The following is an 18978-nucleotide window of genomic DNA, read 5'->3' on the forward strand; positions in this document are numbered from 1 at the left end:
CTGTTTCATGATGCAAACACCACTCAGTAGCGGGTGATGTCGGCAGCGCCTTCGAGCTGCTTGCGGTAGGCCGCGAAGTCCTGCTGGCCAGCACGCGATGCCAGGTAACGGCGGATCTGCTGCTTCTCGTCATCGCTGGCGGCAGCGCCCTCGTTCACGCCTTTGAGCTGCAACACCACCAGGCTACCGTCGCCCAGGACTACACTGCCGTACACCGGTTTATCCTTAGCCTGCGGCTTGGCCAGGCGGAACAGTGCCTGCAGCTCGGCCGGATCGATACCGTCCTGGCTGCGGGTTACTGCCTCGTAGGTTTTCCACTGCTCGCCATCGTGGGCACCGGCGGCCGTGATCGAACCGTCGCGCAGACCTGCAATCAGCTTGTCGGCCTTGGCCTTGAGTTCGGCAGTTGCCTTCTCCTTGGCCAGATGCTCGCGAATGTTCTTGGCCACAGCGTCCAGCGGTAGCTGCTCTGGCTTGCGGTGCTCTTTGACTCGCAGCACCACGGTGGTTTCCGGGTCGAGCTCGATGGCGGTGCTGTTGGCACCTTCATCCATGACCTCCTCGGAGAACGCTGCCTGGATCACGCCACGGTTGGCAGTGATGCCCTCGCCGCCTTCACGACCGAACGGGGCCGAGGTGTGTACCTTCAGATTGAGGTCCTGGGCAGGCTGGGCCAGGTCGGACGCCTCGTACGCAGCATCCTGCAGCTGCTTGCTGGCATCGACGTAGCGCTGCTCGACCAGCGGTGTCTTCAGGTCGCGAGTCAGTTTGTCCTTGAGGCTGGCGAAGCTCGGCACCTCTGGCGCCTGCTTGCCAAGGAGCTTGATCAGGTGATACCCGAACTCGGTTCGCACCGGAGCCGATACCTGGCCGTCTTTGAGCTTGTACAGCGCGTCCTCGAACGCCGGGTCGTACACCCCTGGGCCGGCAAAGCCCAGGTCGCCACCATTGCTGGCGGAGCCAGGGTCCTGAGAGAACTCCTTGGCCAGCTTGGCGAAGTCTTCGCCCTTGGCCAGGCGTTGCTCGATTTCATCGGCGCGGGCTTTGGCCTGGGCATCGCTGACCTTGTCGTTGACCTCGATGAGGATATGCGCGGCACGGCGCTGCTCCGCGAGGTTGGCGATTTCCTTCTCGTACTGCGCCTTGAGCTCTTCGTCGGTGACTTTGACCTGGTCGAAGAACGCCGACTTCTTCAGCTCGACGTAGTCGATCACGACCTGATCTGGCGTCATGAACTCTTTGGCGTGCTGGTCGTAGTGCGCCTTGACTTCTTCGTCGCTGACCTTGACCGCGGCCGGGTTGGCCTTGAAGGTCAGGGAGGCGAAGTCACGGGTCTGGTTCTCCAGGCGGGCGAAGGCATCGACCTGCTGATCAGTGACGAAGCTGCTACCGGCAATACCGGTGCGCAGCTGGCCGATCAACATCTCTTCACCGAGCATTTCGCGGAACTGCATACGGCCATAGCCCATCTGGCGGATGACCTGGTCGAAGCGATCGGCACTGAACTTGCCATCAACTTGGAATTCCGGTGTCTGCAGGATGACTTGATCAAGCGCGGCATCCGAGAAGGCAAACTTGGCGTCTTCGGCACCCTGCAGCAGCAGTTTGCGATCGATGAGGCCCTTGAGGGCCGAGTCGCGCAGCAGCTTATCGTCCAGCAGTGCTGGGTCAAAGTCTTTGCCCAGCTGTTGCATCAGCTGGCGGCGCTGCATGTCAGTGGCCTGGGTCAGCTCGTTCTGGCTGATGGTTGAGCCGTTCACCTTGGCCGCATCCTGGCTGTGGGTGGCGGCTTTGAAAATGGCTTCGAAGCCGGTCAACGCCATCAATACGACGATCAGGCCGATGATGGTTTTGGCAATCCAACCTTGTGAATTGTCCCTGATATTTTGCAGCATGCGTCCCCCAGAAACGGCTGTACCACTGCGACGACAACCGCGGAGCGTGGGTAGAATCCTGATAAAAGAAAGGCGCATCCGAGGATGCGCCTTTTCTTAGCAAACGTGTCAGGCGGGAACGTTTGCGACCCGCCATCAGCGTGATCGGACCTGGCCAAGCCGGGCCCGGCTGAAAGAGACGACTTAGTTGACGGCGTCTTTCAGGCCCTTGCCTGCCTTGAAGCCTGGAACCTTGGCAGCGGCGATCTCGATAGCCTTACCGGTTTGCGGGTTACGGCCGGTGCGCGCAGCACGCTCTTTGACCGAGAAGGTACCGAAGCCAACCAGAACGACGTCGTCGCCGTCTTTCAGGGCGCCAGTCACGGAGTCGATCACAGCGTCCAGCGCTTTGCCGGCGGCGGCTTTGGAAATGTCTGCCGATGCAGCGATAGCGTCAATCAGTTCCGACTTGTTCACTCGAAGTCCCCTTATGTCTCTATTGAGTATGTTTCTAAGTATGTATTGAAAAGCTTATGAAACGTGCGCTGGGTGGCCTGTTGACAATAGCGTGCCGCTTTATAGCAAGGCCCCGAAAATACTGTCAAGGAAAGCCCCCCCGTTAAAAACTACTAATGCGTGCTGATTCTTTCCTTCGCATCGCCGTCGCGCTTGTCATCTTTGGCGACAATCTCTGGAGCCACGTCTGGCAAGGGCTCCGGGGCGTATTGCAGCGCAATTTGCAGGACTTCGTCAATCCATTTGACCGGTTTGATCTGAAGATCCTGTTTGATGTTTTCCGGAATTTCCTTCAGATCGCGAACGTTCTCCTCGGGAATGATCACCGTCTTGATCCCGCCGCGGTGAGCAGCCAGCAGTTTTTCCTTCAACCCGCCAATGGCCAGTACCTGACCACGCAGGGTGATCTCACCAGTCATGGCCACGTCGGCACGCACAGGAATTTGCGTCAGTGCAGAAACCAGAGCGGTACACATCCCGATGCCTGCGCTCGGGCCATCCTTGGGCGTAGCACCTTCAGGCATGTGAATGTGCACGTCATGCTTCTCGTGAAAGTCCGCAGCAATCCCCAGGCTGCGGGCACGGCTACGCACGACGGTCTGCGCGGCGGTGATCGATTCGACCATGACATCGCCCAGTGAGCCAGTTTTGATCAACTGGCCCTTGCCTGGAATCACTACCGACTCGATGGTCAGCAGTTCGCCACCCACCTGCGTCCAGGCAAGGCCGGTAACCTGGCCAATCTGGTCCTGCTGCTCAGCCAGGCCATAGCGGAACTTGCGCACGCCGAGCAAGTGCTCGAGCTGATCGCTGGTCACCTTGACCTTGACCTGCTTCTGCCCGGTATGTTCCTTGACCACTTTGCGGCAGACCTTGGCGATCTGACGCTCAAGGCCCCGCACACCGGCTTCGCGGGTGTAGTAACGGATGATGTCGCGAATTGCCGAGACGTCGATGCTCAGCTCTTCGGCCTTCAGACCATTGGCCTTGACTTGCTTGGGCGTCAGGTATTTGACCGCGATGTTGATCTTCTCATCCTCCGTGTAGCCCGGCAGGCGGATGATTTCCATACGGTCGAGCAGCGCCGGCGGGATGTTCATCGAGTTGGAGGTGCACAGGAACATCACGTCCGAGAGGTCGTAATCGACTTCCAGATAGTGGTCGTTGAAGTTGTGGTTCTGCTCGGGGTCAAGCACTTCCAGCAGCGCCGATGCCGGGTCGCCACGCATGTCGCTGCCCATTTTGTCGATCTCGTCGAGCAGGAACAGCGGGTTGCGTACGCCCACTTTGGTCATCTTCTGAATCAGACGGCCAGGCATGGAGCCGATGTAAGTTCGCCGGTGGCCACGAATTTCGGCCTCGTCCCGCACGCCACCCAAGGCCATGCGCACGAACTTGCGATTGGTTGCGGCAGCGATCGACTCGGCCAGCGATGTCTTACCGACACCGGGCGGGCCGACCAGGCACAGTACAGGACCGCGAATCTTCTTCACTCGCTTTTGCACAGCGAGGTATTCGAGGATACGTTCCTTGACCTCTTCCAGGCCGTAGTGGTCGGCGTCGAGGATCTCTTCGGCCTTGCTCAAGTCAAGGCGCACCTTGCTTTGGGCCTTCCAAGGCACCTGAACGAGCCAGTCCAGGTACGACCGGACGACGGTCGCCTCGGCCGACATCGGCGACATCTGCTTGAGCTTGTTGAGCTCGGCCTGGGCCTTGGCCAAGGCATCCTTGGGCAAGCCTGCGGATTCGATGCGCTTTTTCAGCTCTTCGACTTCGTTGTGGCCTTCATCGCCATCGCCAAGCTCCTTCTGAATGGCCTTCATCTGCTCGTTCAGATAGTACTCGCGCTGGCTGCGCTCCATTTGTTTCTTGACCCGGCCACGGATGCGTTTCTCGACCTGCAACAGATCGATTTCGGCATCCAGCAGGGCCAACACATGCTCGACACGGGTCGGCAGGTCGACAATCTCGAGAATTTCCTGCTTCTGCTCGATCTTGAGCGCCATGTGCGCAGCCATGGTGTCGACCAGCCGACCAGGCTCTTCGATGCTATTTAGCGACGACAGCACTTCTGCTGGGACTTTCTTGCCCAGTTGCACGTATTGCTCAAACTGCGACAGCAACGTGCGCACGAAGACTTCCGACTCGCGCTCGGCGGCATCGGCTTCATCGATCAGGGAAACTTCGGCACGAATGTGCCCTTCTACCTCGTTGAACCGCTCAACTGTACCGCGCTGCTCGCCTTCGACCAGTACCTTGACGGTACCATCGGGCAATTTGAGCAGTTGCAATACGGTCGCGACGGTACCGACTCGATACAGAGCATCTTCGCCTGGATCGTCATCAGCCGGGTTCTTCTGGGCCAACAGCAGTATCTGTTTTTCGCCCGTCATCGCGGCTTCGAGGGCTTCGATAGACTTCTCACGCCCCACGAACAGTGGGATAACCATGTGCGGATAGACGACAACATCGCGCAATGGCAAAAGAGGCAAGTCGAGGGTGGTCTTCATGATTTCGCCTCTACAGCGGCCTTATGGCCGGAAACCGGTGGAAATGATGCTTGGACCTAATGTGGGGGCAGGCTTGGGAAATTACAAGCGCTAGGGCAGGAAAAGCAGAAAGGGGCCCGTAGGCCCCTTTCACGTTTGCTGCCAGCACACGGCGTTGACCTGGACTCAGGCGTCCGGTGCGGCCTTGGCTTGCGGCTCGCTGCTCTCGTAGATCATCAGCGGTTGGGAGGTGCCTTCGATGACGCTCTCGTCGATCACTACCTTGCTGACATCCTTCTGCGAAGGAATTTCGTACATGGTGTCGAGCAACACGCCTTCGAGGATCGAACGCAGGCCACGAGCGCCAGTTTTACGCTCCAGAGCCCTGCGCGCGACGGCCTTAAGCGCGTCGGTGCGGAACTCGAGGTCCACGCTTTCCATCTCGAACAGCTTGGCATACTGCTTGGTCAGTGCGTTCTTCGGCTCGGTCAGGATCTGTATCAGTGCCGCCTCATCCAACTCGTCGAGGGTCGCCAGCACCGGCAGGCGGCCGACGAACTCAGGGATAAGGCCAAACTTGACTAGGTCGTCCGGCTCGACTTCGCGCAGCGATTCACCGACTTTCTTGCCCTCTTCCTTGCTGCGTACTTCGGCGCCAAAACCGATACCACCTTTGGTGGAGCGATTCTGAATAACCTTTTCCAGGCCAGAGAAGGCGCCACCGCAGATGAACAGGATGTTGCGAGTATCGACTTGCAAAAATTCCTGTTGCGGATGCTTGCGGCCGCCTTGAGGCGGAACCGAAGCGACAGTGCCTTCGATCAGCTTCAGCAGCGCCTGCTGCACGCCTTCACCCGAGACGTCACGGGTGATGGACGGGTTGTCCGACTTGCGCGAAATCTTGTCGATCTCGTCAATGTAGACGATGCCCATTTGGGCTTTTTCCACGTCGTAGTCGCACTTTTGCAGCAGTTTCTGAATGATGTTCTCAACGTCCTCACCCACATAACCGGCTTCGGTCAGGGTGGTGGCGTCGGCAATGGTGAACGGTACGTTCAACAGGCGTGCAAGGGTTTCGGCGAGCAGGGTCTTGCCCGAGCCGGTAGGCCCGATCAGCAGGATGTTGCTCTTGCCGAGTTCGACTTCGTCGCCCTTTTTGTCACGCTGGTTCAGGCGCTTGTAGTGGTTGTACACCGCTACCGACAGCACCTTCTTAGCGCGTTCCTGACCAATCACATACTGGTCGAGGATACCGCTGATTTCTTTCGGCGAAGGCAATTTGTGCGCGCTGCTCTCGGCCTGGGCTTCCTGCACCTCCTCACGGATGATGTCGTTGCACAGGTCGACGCACTCGTCGCAGATAAATACCGAGGGCCCGGCAATCAGTTTGCGCACTTCGTGCTGGCTTTTGCCGCAGAAGGAGCAATAAAGCAATTTGCCGCTGTCCTCGCCGTTACGGGTGTCAGTCATTCGATCGATCCAATCCGGTAGGCTTGCAACACAAGATGAAGGCAATTGCGGGCTTTTTCAAGTCCGCAGGTGGGCGCTCTATGCACCCACCTGCTCTGGCGCCTGGGATCAGGACGCCAGCTGCCGCTTGTCGTAAACCGAGTCGATCAAGCCGTACTCGGCCGCGCGCGAGGCGCTCATGAAATTGTCACGCTCGGTATCACGCTTGATGGTCTCAAGATCCTGGCCAGTGTGATAGGCCAGCAGCTCGTTCAGGCGTGCCTTGATATTGAGGATTTCCTGGGCGTGAATCTCAATATCAGTGGCCTGGCCCTGGAACCCGCCCAGCGGCTGGTGAATCATCACGCGCGAGTTGGGCAGGCAGTGACGCTTGCCTTTGGCACCTGCGGCCAAGAGGAATGCACCCATGCTGCAGGCCTGGCCGATGCAGATGGTCGAGACGTCTGGCTTGATGAATTGCATGGTGTCGTAGATGGACATGCCTGCAGTCACCGAACCACCCGGCGAGTTGATGTAAAGATGGATATCCTTGTCAGGGTTTTCCGCTTCGAGGAACAGCATCTGCGCCACCACCAGGTTGGCCATGTAATCCTCTACCGGGCCAACCAGGAAGATCACTCGCTCCTTCAACAGGCGCGAGTAGATGTCATAGGCACGTTCGCCACGGGCGGACTGCTCGATAACCATCGGGACCAGGCCGCCTGCGGCCTGGATGTCAGAGCTCTGCTGAATATAAGAATTGCGGGACATGTCCTGCGCTCACTCCCAAATAGTCATGGCTTGATAACGCACAAGCCAGCTCGAAGGCTGGCTTGTGGGGGTTTCCTACGAGAGAAGACTGTTACTCAGCGGCGGCAGGAGCCTGTGCTGGCTTAACGGCATCTTCGTACGAGACCGACTTGTCGGTCACAGTCGCTTTCTGCAGAACAGTATCTACAACTTGTTCTTCCAGCACAACCGAACGAACTTCGTTCATTTGCTGGTCGTTCTTGTAGTACCAGGAGATGACCTGCTCAGGCTCTTGGTAAGCCGAAGCCATTTCTTCGATCATTTCGCGAACCTTGCCTTCGTCAGGCTTGAGCTCGAACTGCTTGACCACTTCAGCGACGATCAGGCCCAGGACCACACGGCGCTTGGCTTGCTCTTCGAACAGTTCAGCTGGCAGTTGCTCAGGTTTGATGTTGCCACCAAACTGCTGAACAGCCTGCACGCGCAGACGGTTGACTTCGTTTTCCAGCAGCGCCTTCGGCACTTCGATCGGGTTGGCGGCCAGCAGACCGTCCATGACCTGGTTCTTGACCTTGGTCTTGATGGCCTGGCGCAGTTCACGCTCCATGTTCTTGCGAACTTCGGTGCGGAAGCCTTCCAGGGTCGACTCTTTGATACCGAACTGGGCGAAGAATTCTTCGTTCAGCTCTGGCAGCACAGGGGCCGACACGCTGTTCACGGTGATGGTGAACTCGGCAGCCTTACCTGCCAGATCAAGGTTCTGGTAGTCCTCAGGGAAGGTCACGTTGACAACGCGCTCTTCGCCCGCCTTGGCGCCTACCAGACCATCTTCGAAGCCAGGGATCATGCGGCCGGAACCCAGCACCAGCTGAGTACCCTTGGCCGAACCACCGGCGAACTCTTCACCGTCGATCTTGCCAACGAAGTCGATGTTGACCTGGTCGTCATTTTGCGCAGCGCGCTCAACGGCCTCGAAGCGGGTATTCTGCTTGCGCAGCACTTCGAGCATGTTGTCGAGGTCGGCATCGGCCACTTCGGCGCTCAAGCGCTCGACGTTGATCGAGTCGAAGCCAGCAACGGTGAACTCTGGGAACACTTCGAAGATGGCAACGAATTCCAGATCCTTGCCCTTCTCGAACGATTTAGGCTCAACAGCTGGAGCGCCAGCCGGGTTCAGCTTTTGTTCAACGATGGCCTCGTAGAAGGAAGCCTGGACCAGGTCACCGAAAGCCTCTTGACGGGCATCGGCTTCAAAACGCTGACGGATCACGCTCATCGGCACCTTGCCAGGGCGGAAGCCCGCGACTTTGGCGCGCTTGGCAGTCTGTTGCAGACGCTTGTTGACTTCGTTCTCGACGCGCTCGGCCGGAACGGCGATGGTCATGCGGCGCTCGAGAGCGGAAGTGTTTTCAACAGAAACTTGCATGGATATTCCTCGTTGCACAGACGTTAGCCGGCGATAGCCCGACTCCAGAATCAAGGGCAAACATTCTAGTGAGTCACGCACCAGAAGTCACCCCACCCGGGACGACGGGAAACCTCGCCGGTCGATTGACTTACATGGCCCACACAATGAAGTGCCAAGCCTCTTTATATAGAGGGCGGCGCAACGCCCGCTGGCATCACGCAGCCGAAATATCTTGTGATACAACAGCCGGTATATTAACGACGACGCCCTATTCGGAGTCGATCTCGTTGAACTGACAGTACGCTTCCCATTCCATGCCCAAGGCTTCAGCCACCTCCCGATGAGTCTCCAGGCGCATGGCCTGCAACTGCTCGGGGCTTTCGGCGATCAACTGCAACGCCAGCTCCCAAGGCTGAACCCCTTGCTCATCAGCGGCATCCTCGAATGCCCACTCAATCTGCTGGGCCTGCTCACGCGCATCCAGCTCGCGAATTTCCTCGAGCAGTTGCGGATTAGCCTCAGCGAAGCGCTGCAGTGCCAGGGCCTGGCGGGCTTCTTTTGCAATCATTGATCATTCCTCTGCCAGCCAAATCCGGGCCGGCGTTTCAACCGGCTGAAATCTAACAGCTTTTATTGGGGTGCCACCAGAGGATTGCAAGGGACAGTTCTTGATGATGGCCGCGCAGCTCACCATTGAAGCCTTGGCGACAGCGGGAACCAGCACCGCACGGCATCCGCTCGACCTTGCAGGCACTACCTTGCTCGATGCATGTACACGACAGAAACAACAAAGGCGCCCGATCTCACGATCAAGGCGCCTTCGAAAAAATATGGGGTGGACGATGGGAATCGAACCCACGACAACTGGAATCACAATCCAGCGCTCTACCAACTGAGCTACGCCCACCATGTTGCGGTGCTGCAATGTTGCGGTGCTGCTTTAAAGAAGCATGGTGCGGACGAAGAGACTCGAACTCTTACAGCTTGCGCCGCTGGAACCTAAATCCAGTGTGTCTACCAATTTCACCACGTCCGCGTAACGCTTAAAACAAAGGCGCCAGATCGTTCAATCAAAGCGCCCTCGTCGAATATGGGGTGGACGATGGGAATCGAACCCACGACAACTGGAATCACAATCCAGCGCTCTACCAACTGAGCTACGCCCACCATATTGCCTTACTTGCTTGCCTAAGCTGCCTAAATGGCGCACCCGGCAGGACTCGAACCTGCGACCATCCGCTTAGAAGGCGGATGCTCTATCCAGCTGAGCTACGGGCGCTTAAGCTTAAAGCCTAACCGAACGAGGCCTTAACAGGTAACTGCTAAATCGCTCATTCTGCCCGACTTCGCCAACCAGTGCTAGGCAGTGCCCGACAAGTGCGGCGAATCTTATAGGCGAGCTTCAGGGCCGTCAACACCTTTATCGAAAAAATTTAAATTATTTAAGGGCTTAGGGCATTTGGCCGACCACTCGCCTTTGCCCTTTAGCGATGACGTGCGAGAATGCGCCCTCTTTATTGTTCCTTTCTCGATGGTTAATCACGCGTCTATGACTGCACACCTAATCGATGGCAAGGCGATCGCCGCCAACCTGCGCAAGCAGATCGCTCAACGTGTCGAGGAGCGTCGCCAGCAAGGCCTTCGCACGCCGGGCCTGGCTGTGATCCTGGTCGGCACCGACCCCGCCTCCCAAGTCTATGTCTCGCACAAACGCAAGGACTGCGAAGAGGTCGGTTTCATCTCCCAGGCATTCGACCTGCCCAGCGCGACCACGCAGCAAGCGCTGACCGAGCTGATCGACCGCCTCAACGACGACCCGGCCGTCGATGGTATCCTGCTGCAACTGCCGCTGCCGGCGCATCTGGATGCTTCGCTGCTGCTCGAGCGCATCCGCCCCGACAAAGACGTCGACGGCTTCCACCCTTACAACATCGGTCGCCTGGCTCAGCGCATTCCGCTGCTGCGCCCCTGCACGCCCAAAGGCATCATGACCCTGCTCGAAAGCACCGGGCAAGACTTGTACGGCATGAACGCGGTCATCGTCGGTGCTTCCAACATCGTGGGCCGTCCGATGGCCATGGAGCTTTTGCTCGGTGGCTGCACCGTAACCGTCTGCCACCGTTTCACCAAGGACCTGGCCGGCCACGTTGGCCGTGCCGACCTAGTGGTGGTGGCTGCGGGCAAACCTGGCCTGGTGAAGGGTGAGTGGATCAAAGAAGGCGCCATCGTCATCGACGTCGGCATCAACCGCCAGGAAGATGGCAAGCTGGTCGGCGACGTGGTCTACGAAACAGCGCTGCCACGCGCTGGCTGGATCACACCGGTTCCAGGTGGCGTTGGCCCCATGACCCGCGCGTGCCTGCTGGAAAACACGCTGTACGCAGCCGAAGTGCTGCACAAGTAACACCGCGCAAATGATAACGGCACCTCAGGCAGGTGCCGTTTTTTTTGCTTGTGATTCAGCGCATGGCGCTGCAAAGGTGTGGTAGCCCTGCACCCCATGCCCATCGTTGCCTTCAATAGGCTCGCCGTTTTCCCGAATTGGAGAACGGCGCCATGTCCCAAGCCCCCTCGCCCCACTTGGCATTCATCCAGCGACGCATGCCTGGATGGCTGCAGTCGTGCACCGCGCAGCAGCGCCAGCAGCTCGAACGACGCCTGCGCGACAGCCATCGCGCCAGCCACCGCCTGCGCAAGCACCTAGCCCGCCTGCAGGCACCAGAGACGTTCTGTAGAGCGCAGCTTGATGAGGCATTGGCTCACTGGTTTGCCGACCGCGAACTCCCTGACGTCGATCAGGGCTGGCTGTGGCATGTGGCACAACGGCGCGGTATGTCATGGCTGGAAGCTGCCATGCTGAACTTCGATGAGGCCGATCAGATTCGCTTGTACCTGCGCAAAGGAACAACTGCCGCTACCGCTATCGATACCGACCGTTTCGTGAAAACCGTACGCAATCTCGACCTCGGCGGCCGTTATCAGACGCATGTGGCCGAACTGCTTGATTCACGCCTGACCCATCAACTGCAACAAGACCAAGATCGCGCAGCCTTCGCTGCAGAGCTGACCCTTGCCCTGCTGCGCGGGCATATCGACAGCCGTGGCGCGACCTTGGGTGAGGCGGCCCTGGCAGGGGCCGAGCAGATCACCCTCCCCGATGGCAGCCAGCGCCGATTGCAATGTTGTTACCTGGCGCTGTTCGACTGCGCGCTGAATGGCCCATTGCTCCTCGGCCTACAAGCGCACGAAGAAACCCAGCCATGCCTGCTTTACCTGCCTGGGCACCCAAGCGAACCAATGCGCCAGTATCCCTCGGTTGCAGCAATGGGCCAGGCGCTCACGCACATGCTGTGGGACGACCACGAACGGCAATTTTTCGTGCGCTACGTAAGCCACGGGCAGCAATTGCAGTTCGCGTTGCGGCTACGTGAAACCCTATTTCCGCGCTACCCCTACCCCACATTGCACTCCGGCACACCGGTGCTCGAGAAAGGCCAACAGGTCAGCTTGATAACCCGGCTGTTCCCCAACCCTCGCCACATTTGGCAAGAGACGCTGGACAAGAATGCACGGCTGGCCTGGAGCGCTTCACCCTGGCAGCAGGACTGCTTCGCTGCACGCGCCCGCACCCAACTCGAACGCAAGCTGCAAGATGCAGCCGACATCGTGGTGCCCACCGCAAAACGTGATGCGCAAGCCCTTTGGGAGCGTATCGAAGGCTGGCTGCAAGCGGGCCTGAATGTGCTGAATATTGCCAGCTTGTTCATCCCCGGCCTGGCGCAGGTCATGCTGGTGGTCGGCGGCGCGCAGTTGGTCGATGAATTCCTTGAGGGGGTGCATGCCGCCAACGAAGAGCAGGCCGACGCTGCATTGGTGCATCTGTTCGCCGTGTTCGAAAACCTCGCGCAATTCGCGGCACTGGGTGCTGCGGGGCGGTTCGCCGAAGCCATTGGACCGTTGCACGAATGGCAGCGCATTGGCAGCGGCGATAGCGAGCGGCTGTGGCATGGCGACCTGTCAGCGTTCGCTCAGGCCCGGCCATGGCCTGCGGAAACTGTGCCAAACGCCGAGGGTCTGCATACCTGGCAAGGCCAGCAGTGGTGGCTGCACGATGGCCAAGCATACCCCCTGCAGCGCGAAGCGAAAGGCGGCTGGCGCCTGGCGCCCGGCAACGGCCACCGCCATCAACCAAGGTTGCTTGGCAACGGCAATGGCAGCTGGCTGCTGGAGCATGAGCAGCCCCTGGCCTGGCGCAGCCCGGCGCTGGGGCGGCGGCTTGGCCTGGCGTGCGAAGGCCTGGACGATACCGCAATGGCAAATGCCTTGCGCAGCAGTGGCTACGATGACGACGCTTTGCGCCGCCTGCTGCTCGATCACCGCCCATTGCCCGCATTGCTGCTCGACACCCTTCAAGCCTTCGGTGCCACTCCCCTGCCGTTGATCGAGGCCGCCGACAGCACCCTGCTGGCCAGGGATTTCCCCTCGCTCAGCCCTCGTGCATGTCATGAAATCCTGGCAACAGCATCAGCGGCCGAGCTTGCGCAGATGAAGCGAACAAGCCGCTTGCCGTTGCCCATGGCCGAACAGGCCCGCCTGTACCTGCGTGAAGCCAGGCTCAACCGGGCACTGGAGCATCTGCGCCAAGCCACGGCCAGGAGCAGCGACCGCGACACCTTGGTGTTTGCCAATCTGCCAAGGCTACCAGGCTGGTCCGGTACGGTGCGCGTGGAGCTGGTCGAGCATGGCAGCCTGATCGCGGCGGCCGGTGAGCAAGGCGCTATAGTCAAACGCGTACAGCGCAGCGCCCAAGGCTATCAACCGCTCGATGCGGCCGGGCAAACCCTGGGGGGACAGGACGAGTTGCTCAACGCCGTCTTGCGCGCCCTGCCTGACAGCGAGCGCGATGCGCTGGGGCTGGCCATTCACGATGCGCCCGCCCTGCGAGACGCGCTGTTCGACCGGGCCTGCGCTAACCGCGAAGCGAGTGCTCGTGATCTGGGCATGGTGCCGGTGCGCCCGCTGTTCAATCCACCCACTCGAATCCCCGGCAGCCAGCGCCTTGGCTATCGACTCAGTGGCCGTGGCAACCCTGCGCAGACTGCCGACAGCCTGTTCGATCAGCTCTACCCGGCAGGCGACCGGCAAGAGCGCCAGTTGCTGCGTCAACGCCTGCAGCATGAAGCAGGCCCTGGGCCAGGTGCTTTTCTACGCCTGCTGGAGCGCCTGCGCGGTGAATATCGACGCCTGGACGACGAACTGCAGAATTGGGTCGAACAGGGCACGGGATCACAACGCACCGCACGCGATCGCCAAGCCCAGCGCATACGCCACGCATGGCGCCGGCAAAACCCCGAAGACTTTGGCGCAGGGCACGATTCCGTCACCCTGGACATAGACGGCGCGCAACTGGAGACATTGCCCGTCTTGCCCGTGCCCCTTTCTCACGTGCACCAGCTTCGCATCATAGGGCTCGCTGATCATGCCAACACCGGGCTGAACGGGTTTATCAGGGCCTTCCCCGAACTGCGCCACCTGGACCTTGAAGATAATGCTCTGCACAGCCTCCCACCAGCATTGGCCGACCTCAGCGAGCTCGAGTCTCTGGATCTTTCGCACAATGTACTCGACCTCTCCCAGGAAGCCGACCTCACGACACTGACAGGCTTGCGCAACCTAGAGCGCCTGAACCTTTCACAGTGCCTGCAGACACTTTCCGCCAGCACCCTACAACGGCTTGCCGACCTCCCAGCGCTGGCCTATCTGCAGGCAGACTTCAATACCCTACAGTTTGAGGCTGCACATTTTCAGGCGCTGCAACGCTGGCCGAGCCTGACCCACCTAGAACTGGGCCACAACCAAATCGTGCTGACAGAGGCAAGCCTCCCGGCTTTGAACGGCCTACACCGACTGCGCTTGTTATCGCTGCGTTACAACCCTCTGGTACTGGCACCAGACTTCAGCGGCTGGACTGCGCTGGAGCAGCTTGACCTGGAGCGTACAGGCATCTTCGAGTGGCCAGCCGGGTTGACCACGTTGATGAACCAGCAGCCGCTCAACCTTCGTGAGATTGACCTGAGCCTCAATGAACTGAGCGATGCCCCCGCCCTGCGCGATACCCTATTCGCGCAGGGGTTGCGCCAAGGTGACCAGCAACTCCATTACGCATTCGACGACAATCCATTCAACGACCTGGCGCTGCAACGCCTGGAAGAAGCTGGGATGCCCGTCATTCAGGACGATGCTGACGCCCAGGAGTGGTCTGCCGGCTGGCCTGCCAGCTTGCGCGAGCATTTGGCCGAATTCTGGGCCGACCCTGACTGGCAGCCGTTGTTCGACCTTTACCAACGCCTGCCCGATACCCAAGCCTATCGCGCCAGCCCGGCTGCCATGGATGCCCGCATGCGCCAAGTGCTGCAGACGCTGGTGGACGCCACCAGGCACGATGAGGCCGGCACGGGTATCGACCAACTGCAGCAACAGGTCCGTGAGTTCTTGGTCGATGCCGGCCAAGCCTGTGTCGATCAGGCCAGCCTGCTGTTTCAACAGGTCGAAACCGACGTTACGCTCTGGCAATCGGTGGCCAACGCAGCGCCCGGTGACGGCCACGAGCAAGTTGCCATCGACAGCGCAGCTAGCCTGATGCGCCAAAGGTTGCTCGACGAGCAGATCGGCCAGATGTTCAATGCCCGGCGCGCACGGCGCCGGGCATTGGGTGAAGCCGGCAATGAAGCTGAGCGGCAAGCCGCGCCAGGGTTGTCCAGCCTCGACGACCTCAGCGATGAGCAACTGACCGAGGCGAATTTCCTACTCGATGAACTCGAAATGGCGCTTTACGCACGCATCCGCCTGCAGCAGCGGTTGCGGCTGCCGCCACAACCGGATGGCATGCGCTTCGAGTATCTGGCGCGCCTGAGCGACATTACTTTGCAGCGCCTTGAGCAGACTGTGTGGTCGCAAGCCACTGCCGATCGCCTCCAGGCCTGGGCGGGCGACCAGCCCTTCTGGCAACGCTGGTTGCAGCGTCTACGCCCCCAGGCGTTTCAACTGTTCGACCTACAGTGGGAAGGTGCCTCGCAATACTTCGACTCGCTCAATGACAGTGCAGCGCCTAGCGGCGCTTACACCGGCCCTGAGGTGCCACAGGCGTACATCGACAATTTGGAACAGCACATTGAGCAGATTGCCTGGCGCCACGCCAGTGCGTTGCAACATGTCGATCTGACCGGCGACAGCGCTCTCTACCTGAGGGCCTCGCAGCTGTTACTGCAAAGCCGCGAACAGGCGCGCGAGGCTCTGCTGCGTACATTGACTGTGGCCTTGAGCGAGGCCAACCCACACGTCTTCTCCCCCGGCGTGTGACCGCTCACCCCGTGTCAAAAGTCGGCACGGGGTGCCCCATCCCGAAAACTTGGCAAGCCCATTGCAAATCCCCGGCAGGCCTTGGTCAAGCTGTCGGCGGCAGGCACCCGCGACTGTCTGCGTGCACCGAAGTAGAGCTGCTGCATGACTAATGCCCCACAACTGGTCAGACCGGTAAGGCCAAAATGTCTTGCAATGTCGGATTTTTCGCGGTTTTATGATCTGGCGCTGAACAAACCGGTAAGACCACAATAATTAAGTCCTGCGCTCTTTCGCCCCGTGCGGCACCGAAGCAAGGACACCGATCTGAGATCCCTCCCATGCTCAAATGGTGCTCGCGTTCGATCTTCCTGCAAGTTGTGCTCGGCCTTGTCCTCGGCATCGCCTGCGGCCTCAGCTTCCCCGAAATGTCCCTACAGCTAAAACCACTCGGCGACGGCTTCATCAAGCTGATCAAGATGCTCATCGGCTTGATTGTGTTCTGCGTGGTGGTCAGCGGTATATCCGGTGCTGGTGACCTGAAGAAGGTCGGGCGCATCGGCCTGAAATCAGTGATCTACTTCGAAGTGCTGACGACCATCGCCCTGGTCATTGGCCTGGTGTTCGCCTTCAGCAGCGGCATCGGCAGCGGGGCCAACATCCATCTCGACCAGCTTTCCAGTGCCGATGCCAGCAGCCTGGCCGAGCGCGGGCAGCACATACACGGCGCGACTGCGTTCTTCATGGACCTGATTCCGACCTCGGTGGTCGGTGCCTTCGCCGACAACAACATTCTCCAGGTGCTACTGTTCTCGGTGCTGTTCGGCAGCGCCCTGAACCTGGTCGGCGAAGCGGCGGCCGGTATCTCACGGCTGATCAACGAACTTAGCCATGTGATCTTCCGCATCATGGGCATGATCGTGCGCCTGGCGCCGATTGGGGTGTTCGGCGCCATCGCCTTCACTACCAGCAAATACGGCCTGGAATCGCTGCAGCACCTTGGTGGCCTGGTGGCGCTGTTCTACCTGACCTGCGCCGGCTTCGTACTGATCGTGCTGGGCACCGTGATGCGTGTGTCGGGCCTGAAACTGCTGCCGCTGATCAAGTACCTGCGTGAAGAGCTGACCATCGTTCTGGGTACCGCCTCGTCTGACGCGGTGCTGCCGCAGATCATGCGCAAACTGGAGCACCTGGGTATCGGTAGTTCCACTGTTGGCCTGGTAATCCCCACCGGCTATTCGTTCAACCTCGACGGCTTCTCCATCTACCTGACCCTGGCGATCGTGTTCATCGCCAACGCCACCGGCACTCCACTGGAAATGACCGACCTGCTGACCATTCTGCTGGTGTCGTTGGTGACCTCCAAGGGCGCCCATGGCATCCCAGGCTCGGCACTGGTGATCCTCGCCGCGACCCTGACCGCTGTGCCGGCCATTCCGGTAGTGGGCCTGGTGCTGGTGCTTGCGGTGGACTGGTTCATGGGCATTGGCCGTGCACTGACCAACCTGATTGGCAACTGCGTGGCAACCGTGGCCATTGCCCGCTGGGAGAAAGACATCGACCTTGAGCGTGCGCAGAATGTGCTCGATGGCAAACCTGGTTTCGCCGTGCCACGCAAGCATAACCCCCATCAACAGGAATTCTGAGCCCATGTGGCCGGCGCTGGCGCCGGCCCTTCAAGGAGCGAACCGTGATCAGTTCATCGACCGTCGTCAACTCTGTGGTTGAGAAGCTACGCACTGCCCTGGCCCGCGGCCAGTGGCGCCGCGGCGAAATGCTGCCCGGCCAGCGCGAACTGGCCGAACAACTGGGCATCAGCCGCCCTAGTCTGCGCGAAGCCGTGACTGTGCTGGAAACACTGGGTCTGGTGCGCTCGCTGCCCGGCAAAGGTGTGTTGGTGCTCGATGCCGAAACAGTCGTACACGACCTGCCTGTCGAAAGCGCGGCGCAGGCCAGCCTGGCCGATGTATTGGAGCTGCGCTACACCCTTGAGCCGTTCATCGTCGGCTTGGTCGCGCAGTCGGCCAATAACCAGGAGATAGGCCAACTGCGCCTGACCCTGATGGACATGCGCGAGGCACTGGATGCCGAGGACAGCGAGGCAGGGGCCAAGGCCTACATCGCGCTTCACGAAGCCTTGTTCGCCCTGACCACCAACCCGATCTTCCAAAGCGTGGTGCAGCAAACGGGTGATGCCCTCAAGCAAAGCGCAAGCATGCTGCGCAACTCGCCTGAACACTTGGCCGCCCGGCTCAAGGAAAACGAAGCCGTGGTGCGCGCCATTCGCGAGCGCAACAGCGCCCTGGCCAGCGCCCAGATGCGCCAACACATCCTCGCCGAGGGCCAGCGCATGGGCATAGAACTCAATATCCCGGACGACCAGCCCGGCCAATGACCCCAGGAGAGCGACCATGACCGCCTGTGCCCAAGCCGCCCCCCAACTGCCTGCCCTGCTCGCCGTCGGCGAAACGCGCCTTTCGGCCGAGCAGATCTACCCGCGCCTGTTCGATGCCATCCTCGAACAGCGCCTGCCGCCGGGTAGCCTGCTTCCAGAGCAGGCACTGGGTAATGCTTTCGGGGTCAGCCGCACCGTAATCCGCCGGGTGCTAGGGCGCCTTTGCGATCAGCAGGTGGTGGTGCAGCGCCCAAGCCACACTGCACACCTGGCCGCCCCCGACCCCGAACAGGCCCGCCAGGTGCTCAGCGCCCGGCGCCTGGCCGAAACCACCCTGATCAGCCTGGCGGCGCAGCGCGCCAAGCCCACGCAGATCCGCCAGTTGCGTCAACTGGTGGAGCGCGAGCGCCAGCACCATGAACGTGGTGAGCGCTGCGCCGCCATCCGCCTGGGTGGGGAGTTTCACCTCAAACTGGCCCAGGTTGCAGCCAACGCACCGTTGGCACGTTTTCTCAACGGTTTGGTGCCGATGACCTCATTGATCATCGCCCGCTATGAATCGCCGTGTTGCGAGCACTGTGCTTGGGAAGAACACGCGGCGATCATCGATGCCGTGGAGGCCGGTGACGCCGAGGCCGCCCTTGCGTTGATGCATGATCACCTCGACCGCCTGGAACACAAGCTGGACTTCGACTGACCAATCCCCGGGGCTGCAACGCAGCCCCCCCCGCGCCCCTAGCCCCGACTTTCCCGAGACAC

The 18978-nt window shown here is 60.1% G+C and carries 11 protein-coding genes, 4 tRNA genes and 1 pseudogene; 5 read left to right on the forward strand and 11 right to left on the reverse strand.

Annotated elements, in window-relative coordinates:
- Positions 1-23 precede the first annotated feature (23 nt).
- The 11 genes from ACK59H_RS18380 to ACK59H_RS18430 form a co-directional block, all read right to left on the reverse strand.
- Positions 24-1895: a SurA N-terminal domain-containing protein gene (locus ACK59H_RS18380; protein ID WP_060476765.1), complete on the reverse strand. Its 1872-nt coding sequence runs from the start codon at positions 1893-1895 to the stop codon at positions 24-26.
- A gap of 183 nt (positions 1896-2078) precedes the next feature.
- Positions 2079-2351, reverse strand: a complete 273-nt coding sequence (gene hupB, locus ACK59H_RS18385; protein ID WP_060476764.1) for a nucleoid-associated protein HU-beta — start codon at positions 2349-2351, stop codon at positions 2079-2081.
- A 152-nt stretch (positions 2352-2503) separates the two neighbouring features.
- Positions 2504-4900, reverse strand: coding sequence for an endopeptidase La (gene lon, locus ACK59H_RS18390; protein ID WP_060476763.1), 2397 nt, complete (start codon positions 4898-4900; stop codon positions 2504-2506).
- A 165-nt stretch (positions 4901-5065) separates the two neighbouring features.
- Positions 5066-6349, reverse strand: coding sequence for an ATP-dependent Clp protease ATP-binding subunit ClpX (clpX, locus tag ACK59H_RS18395; protein ID WP_060476762.1), 1284 nt, complete (start codon positions 6347-6349; stop codon positions 5066-5068).
- Between the two features lie 108 nt (positions 6350-6457).
- Entirely contained in the window at positions 6458-7099 is a 642-nt protein-coding gene (clpP, locus tag ACK59H_RS18400) for an ATP-dependent Clp endopeptidase proteolytic subunit ClpP (RefSeq protein WP_009683825.1), read from the reverse strand.
- Positions 7100-7190: 91 nt separating this feature from the next.
- On the reverse strand, positions 7191-8504 hold the full coding sequence (gene tig / locus ACK59H_RS18405; protein ID WP_060476761.1) for a trigger factor: 1314 nt from the start codon (positions 8502-8504) through the stop codon (positions 7191-7193).
- 250 nt (positions 8505-8754) lie between these two features.
- On the reverse strand, positions 8755-9054 hold the full coding sequence (locus tag ACK59H_RS18410; RefSeq protein ID WP_060476760.1) for a DUF6388 family protein: 300 nt from the start codon (positions 9052-9054) through the stop codon (positions 8755-8757).
- Positions 9055-9317: 263 nt separating this feature from the next.
- A tRNA-His gene (locus ACK59H_RS18415) sits at positions 9318-9393 on the reverse strand.
- 44 nt (positions 9394-9437) lie between these two features.
- Positions 9438-9522, reverse strand: a tRNA-Leu gene (locus ACK59H_RS18420).
- A 55-nt stretch (positions 9523-9577) separates the two neighbouring features.
- Positions 9578-9653 (reverse strand) — tRNA-His (locus ACK59H_RS18425).
- Between the two features lie 35 nt (positions 9654-9688).
- Positions 9689-9765: transfer RNA gene (locus ACK59H_RS18430), tRNA-Arg, on the reverse strand.
- Positions 9766-10035: 270 nt separating this feature from the next.
- Here ACK59H_RS18430 and folD point away from each other — a divergent pair.
- The 5 genes and pseudogenes from folD (at position 10036) to ACK59H_RS18455 (ending at position 18916) form a co-directional block, all read left to right on the forward strand.
- A complete protein-coding gene (gene folD, locus ACK59H_RS18435; RefSeq protein WP_060476759.1) occupies positions 10036-10890 on the forward strand; it encodes a bifunctional methylenetetrahydrofolate dehydrogenase/methenyltetrahydrofolate cyclohydrolase FolD in 855 nt (284 codons plus the stop codon).
- 152 nt (positions 10891-11042) lie between these two features.
- A complete protein-coding gene (locus ACK59H_RS18440; protein ID WP_060476758.1) occupies positions 11043-15845 on the forward strand; it encodes a dermonecrotic toxin domain-containing protein in 4803 nt (1600 codons plus the stop codon).
- A gap of 320 nt (positions 15846-16165) precedes the next feature.
- Positions 16166-17552: pseudogene (locus ACK59H_RS18445) on the forward strand (C4-dicarboxylate transporter DctA).
- Positions 17515-18219 (forward strand): FCD domain-containing protein, encoded by a 705-nt coding sequence (locus tag ACK59H_RS18450; RefSeq protein ID WP_060476756.1) that lies wholly within the window; start codon positions 17515-17517, stop codon positions 18217-18219. Before ACK59H_RS18445 ends, ACK59H_RS18450 begins: the two are co-directional and overlap by 38 nt.
- 16 nt (positions 18220-18235) lie before the next feature.
- Positions 18236-18916 carry a GntR family transcriptional regulator gene (locus tag ACK59H_RS18455; protein WP_060476755.1) on the forward strand — a complete coding sequence of 227 codons (681 nt, stop codon included), beginning with the start codon at positions 18236-18238 and terminating at the stop codon, positions 18914-18916.
- The last annotated feature ends 62 nt before the right edge of the window (positions 18917-18978 follow it).

This window comes from Pseudomonas sp. KCJK9000, assembly GCF_046230725.1.
Taxonomy (GTDB): domain Bacteria; phylum Pseudomonadota; class Gammaproteobacteria; order Pseudomonadales; family Pseudomonadaceae; genus Aquipseudomonas; species Aquipseudomonas promysalinigenes.

Bases quoted from the DNA above. Each gene is read 5' to 3' on its own strand.
- ACK59H_RS18380 (WP_060476765.1), bottom strand. From the start codon at position 1,895: ATGCTGCAAAATATCAGGGACAATTCACAAGGTTGGATTGCCAAAACC.
- lon (WP_060476763.1), bottom strand. From the start codon at position 4,900: ATGAAGACCACCCTCGACTTGCCTCTTTTGCCATTGCGCGATGTTGTC.
- clpX (WP_060476762.1), bottom strand. From the start codon at position 6,349: ATGACTGACACCCGTAACGGCGAGGACAGCGGCAAATTGCTTTATTGC.
- clpP (WP_009683825.1), bottom strand. From the start codon at position 7,099: ATGTCCCGCAATTCTTATATTCAGCAGAGCTCTGACATCCAGGCCGCA.
- tig (WP_060476761.1), bottom strand. From the start codon at position 8,504: ATGCAAGTTTCTGTTGAAAACACTTCCGCTCTCGAGCGCCGCATGACC.
- ACK59H_RS18410 (WP_060476760.1), bottom strand. From the start codon at position 9,054: ATGATTGCAAAAGAAGCCCGCCAGGCCCTGGCACTGCAGCGCTTCGCT.
- folD (WP_060476759.1), top strand. From the start codon at position 10,036: ATGACTGCACACCTAATCGATGGCAAGGCGATCGCCGCCAACCTGCGC.
- ACK59H_RS18440 (WP_060476758.1), top strand. From the start codon at position 11,043: ATGTCCCAAGCCCCCTCGCCCCACTTGGCATTCATCCAGCGACGCATG.
- ACK59H_RS18455 (WP_060476755.1), top strand. From the start codon at position 18,236: ATGACCGCCTGTGCCCAAGCCGCCCCCCAACTGCCTGCCCTGCTCGCC.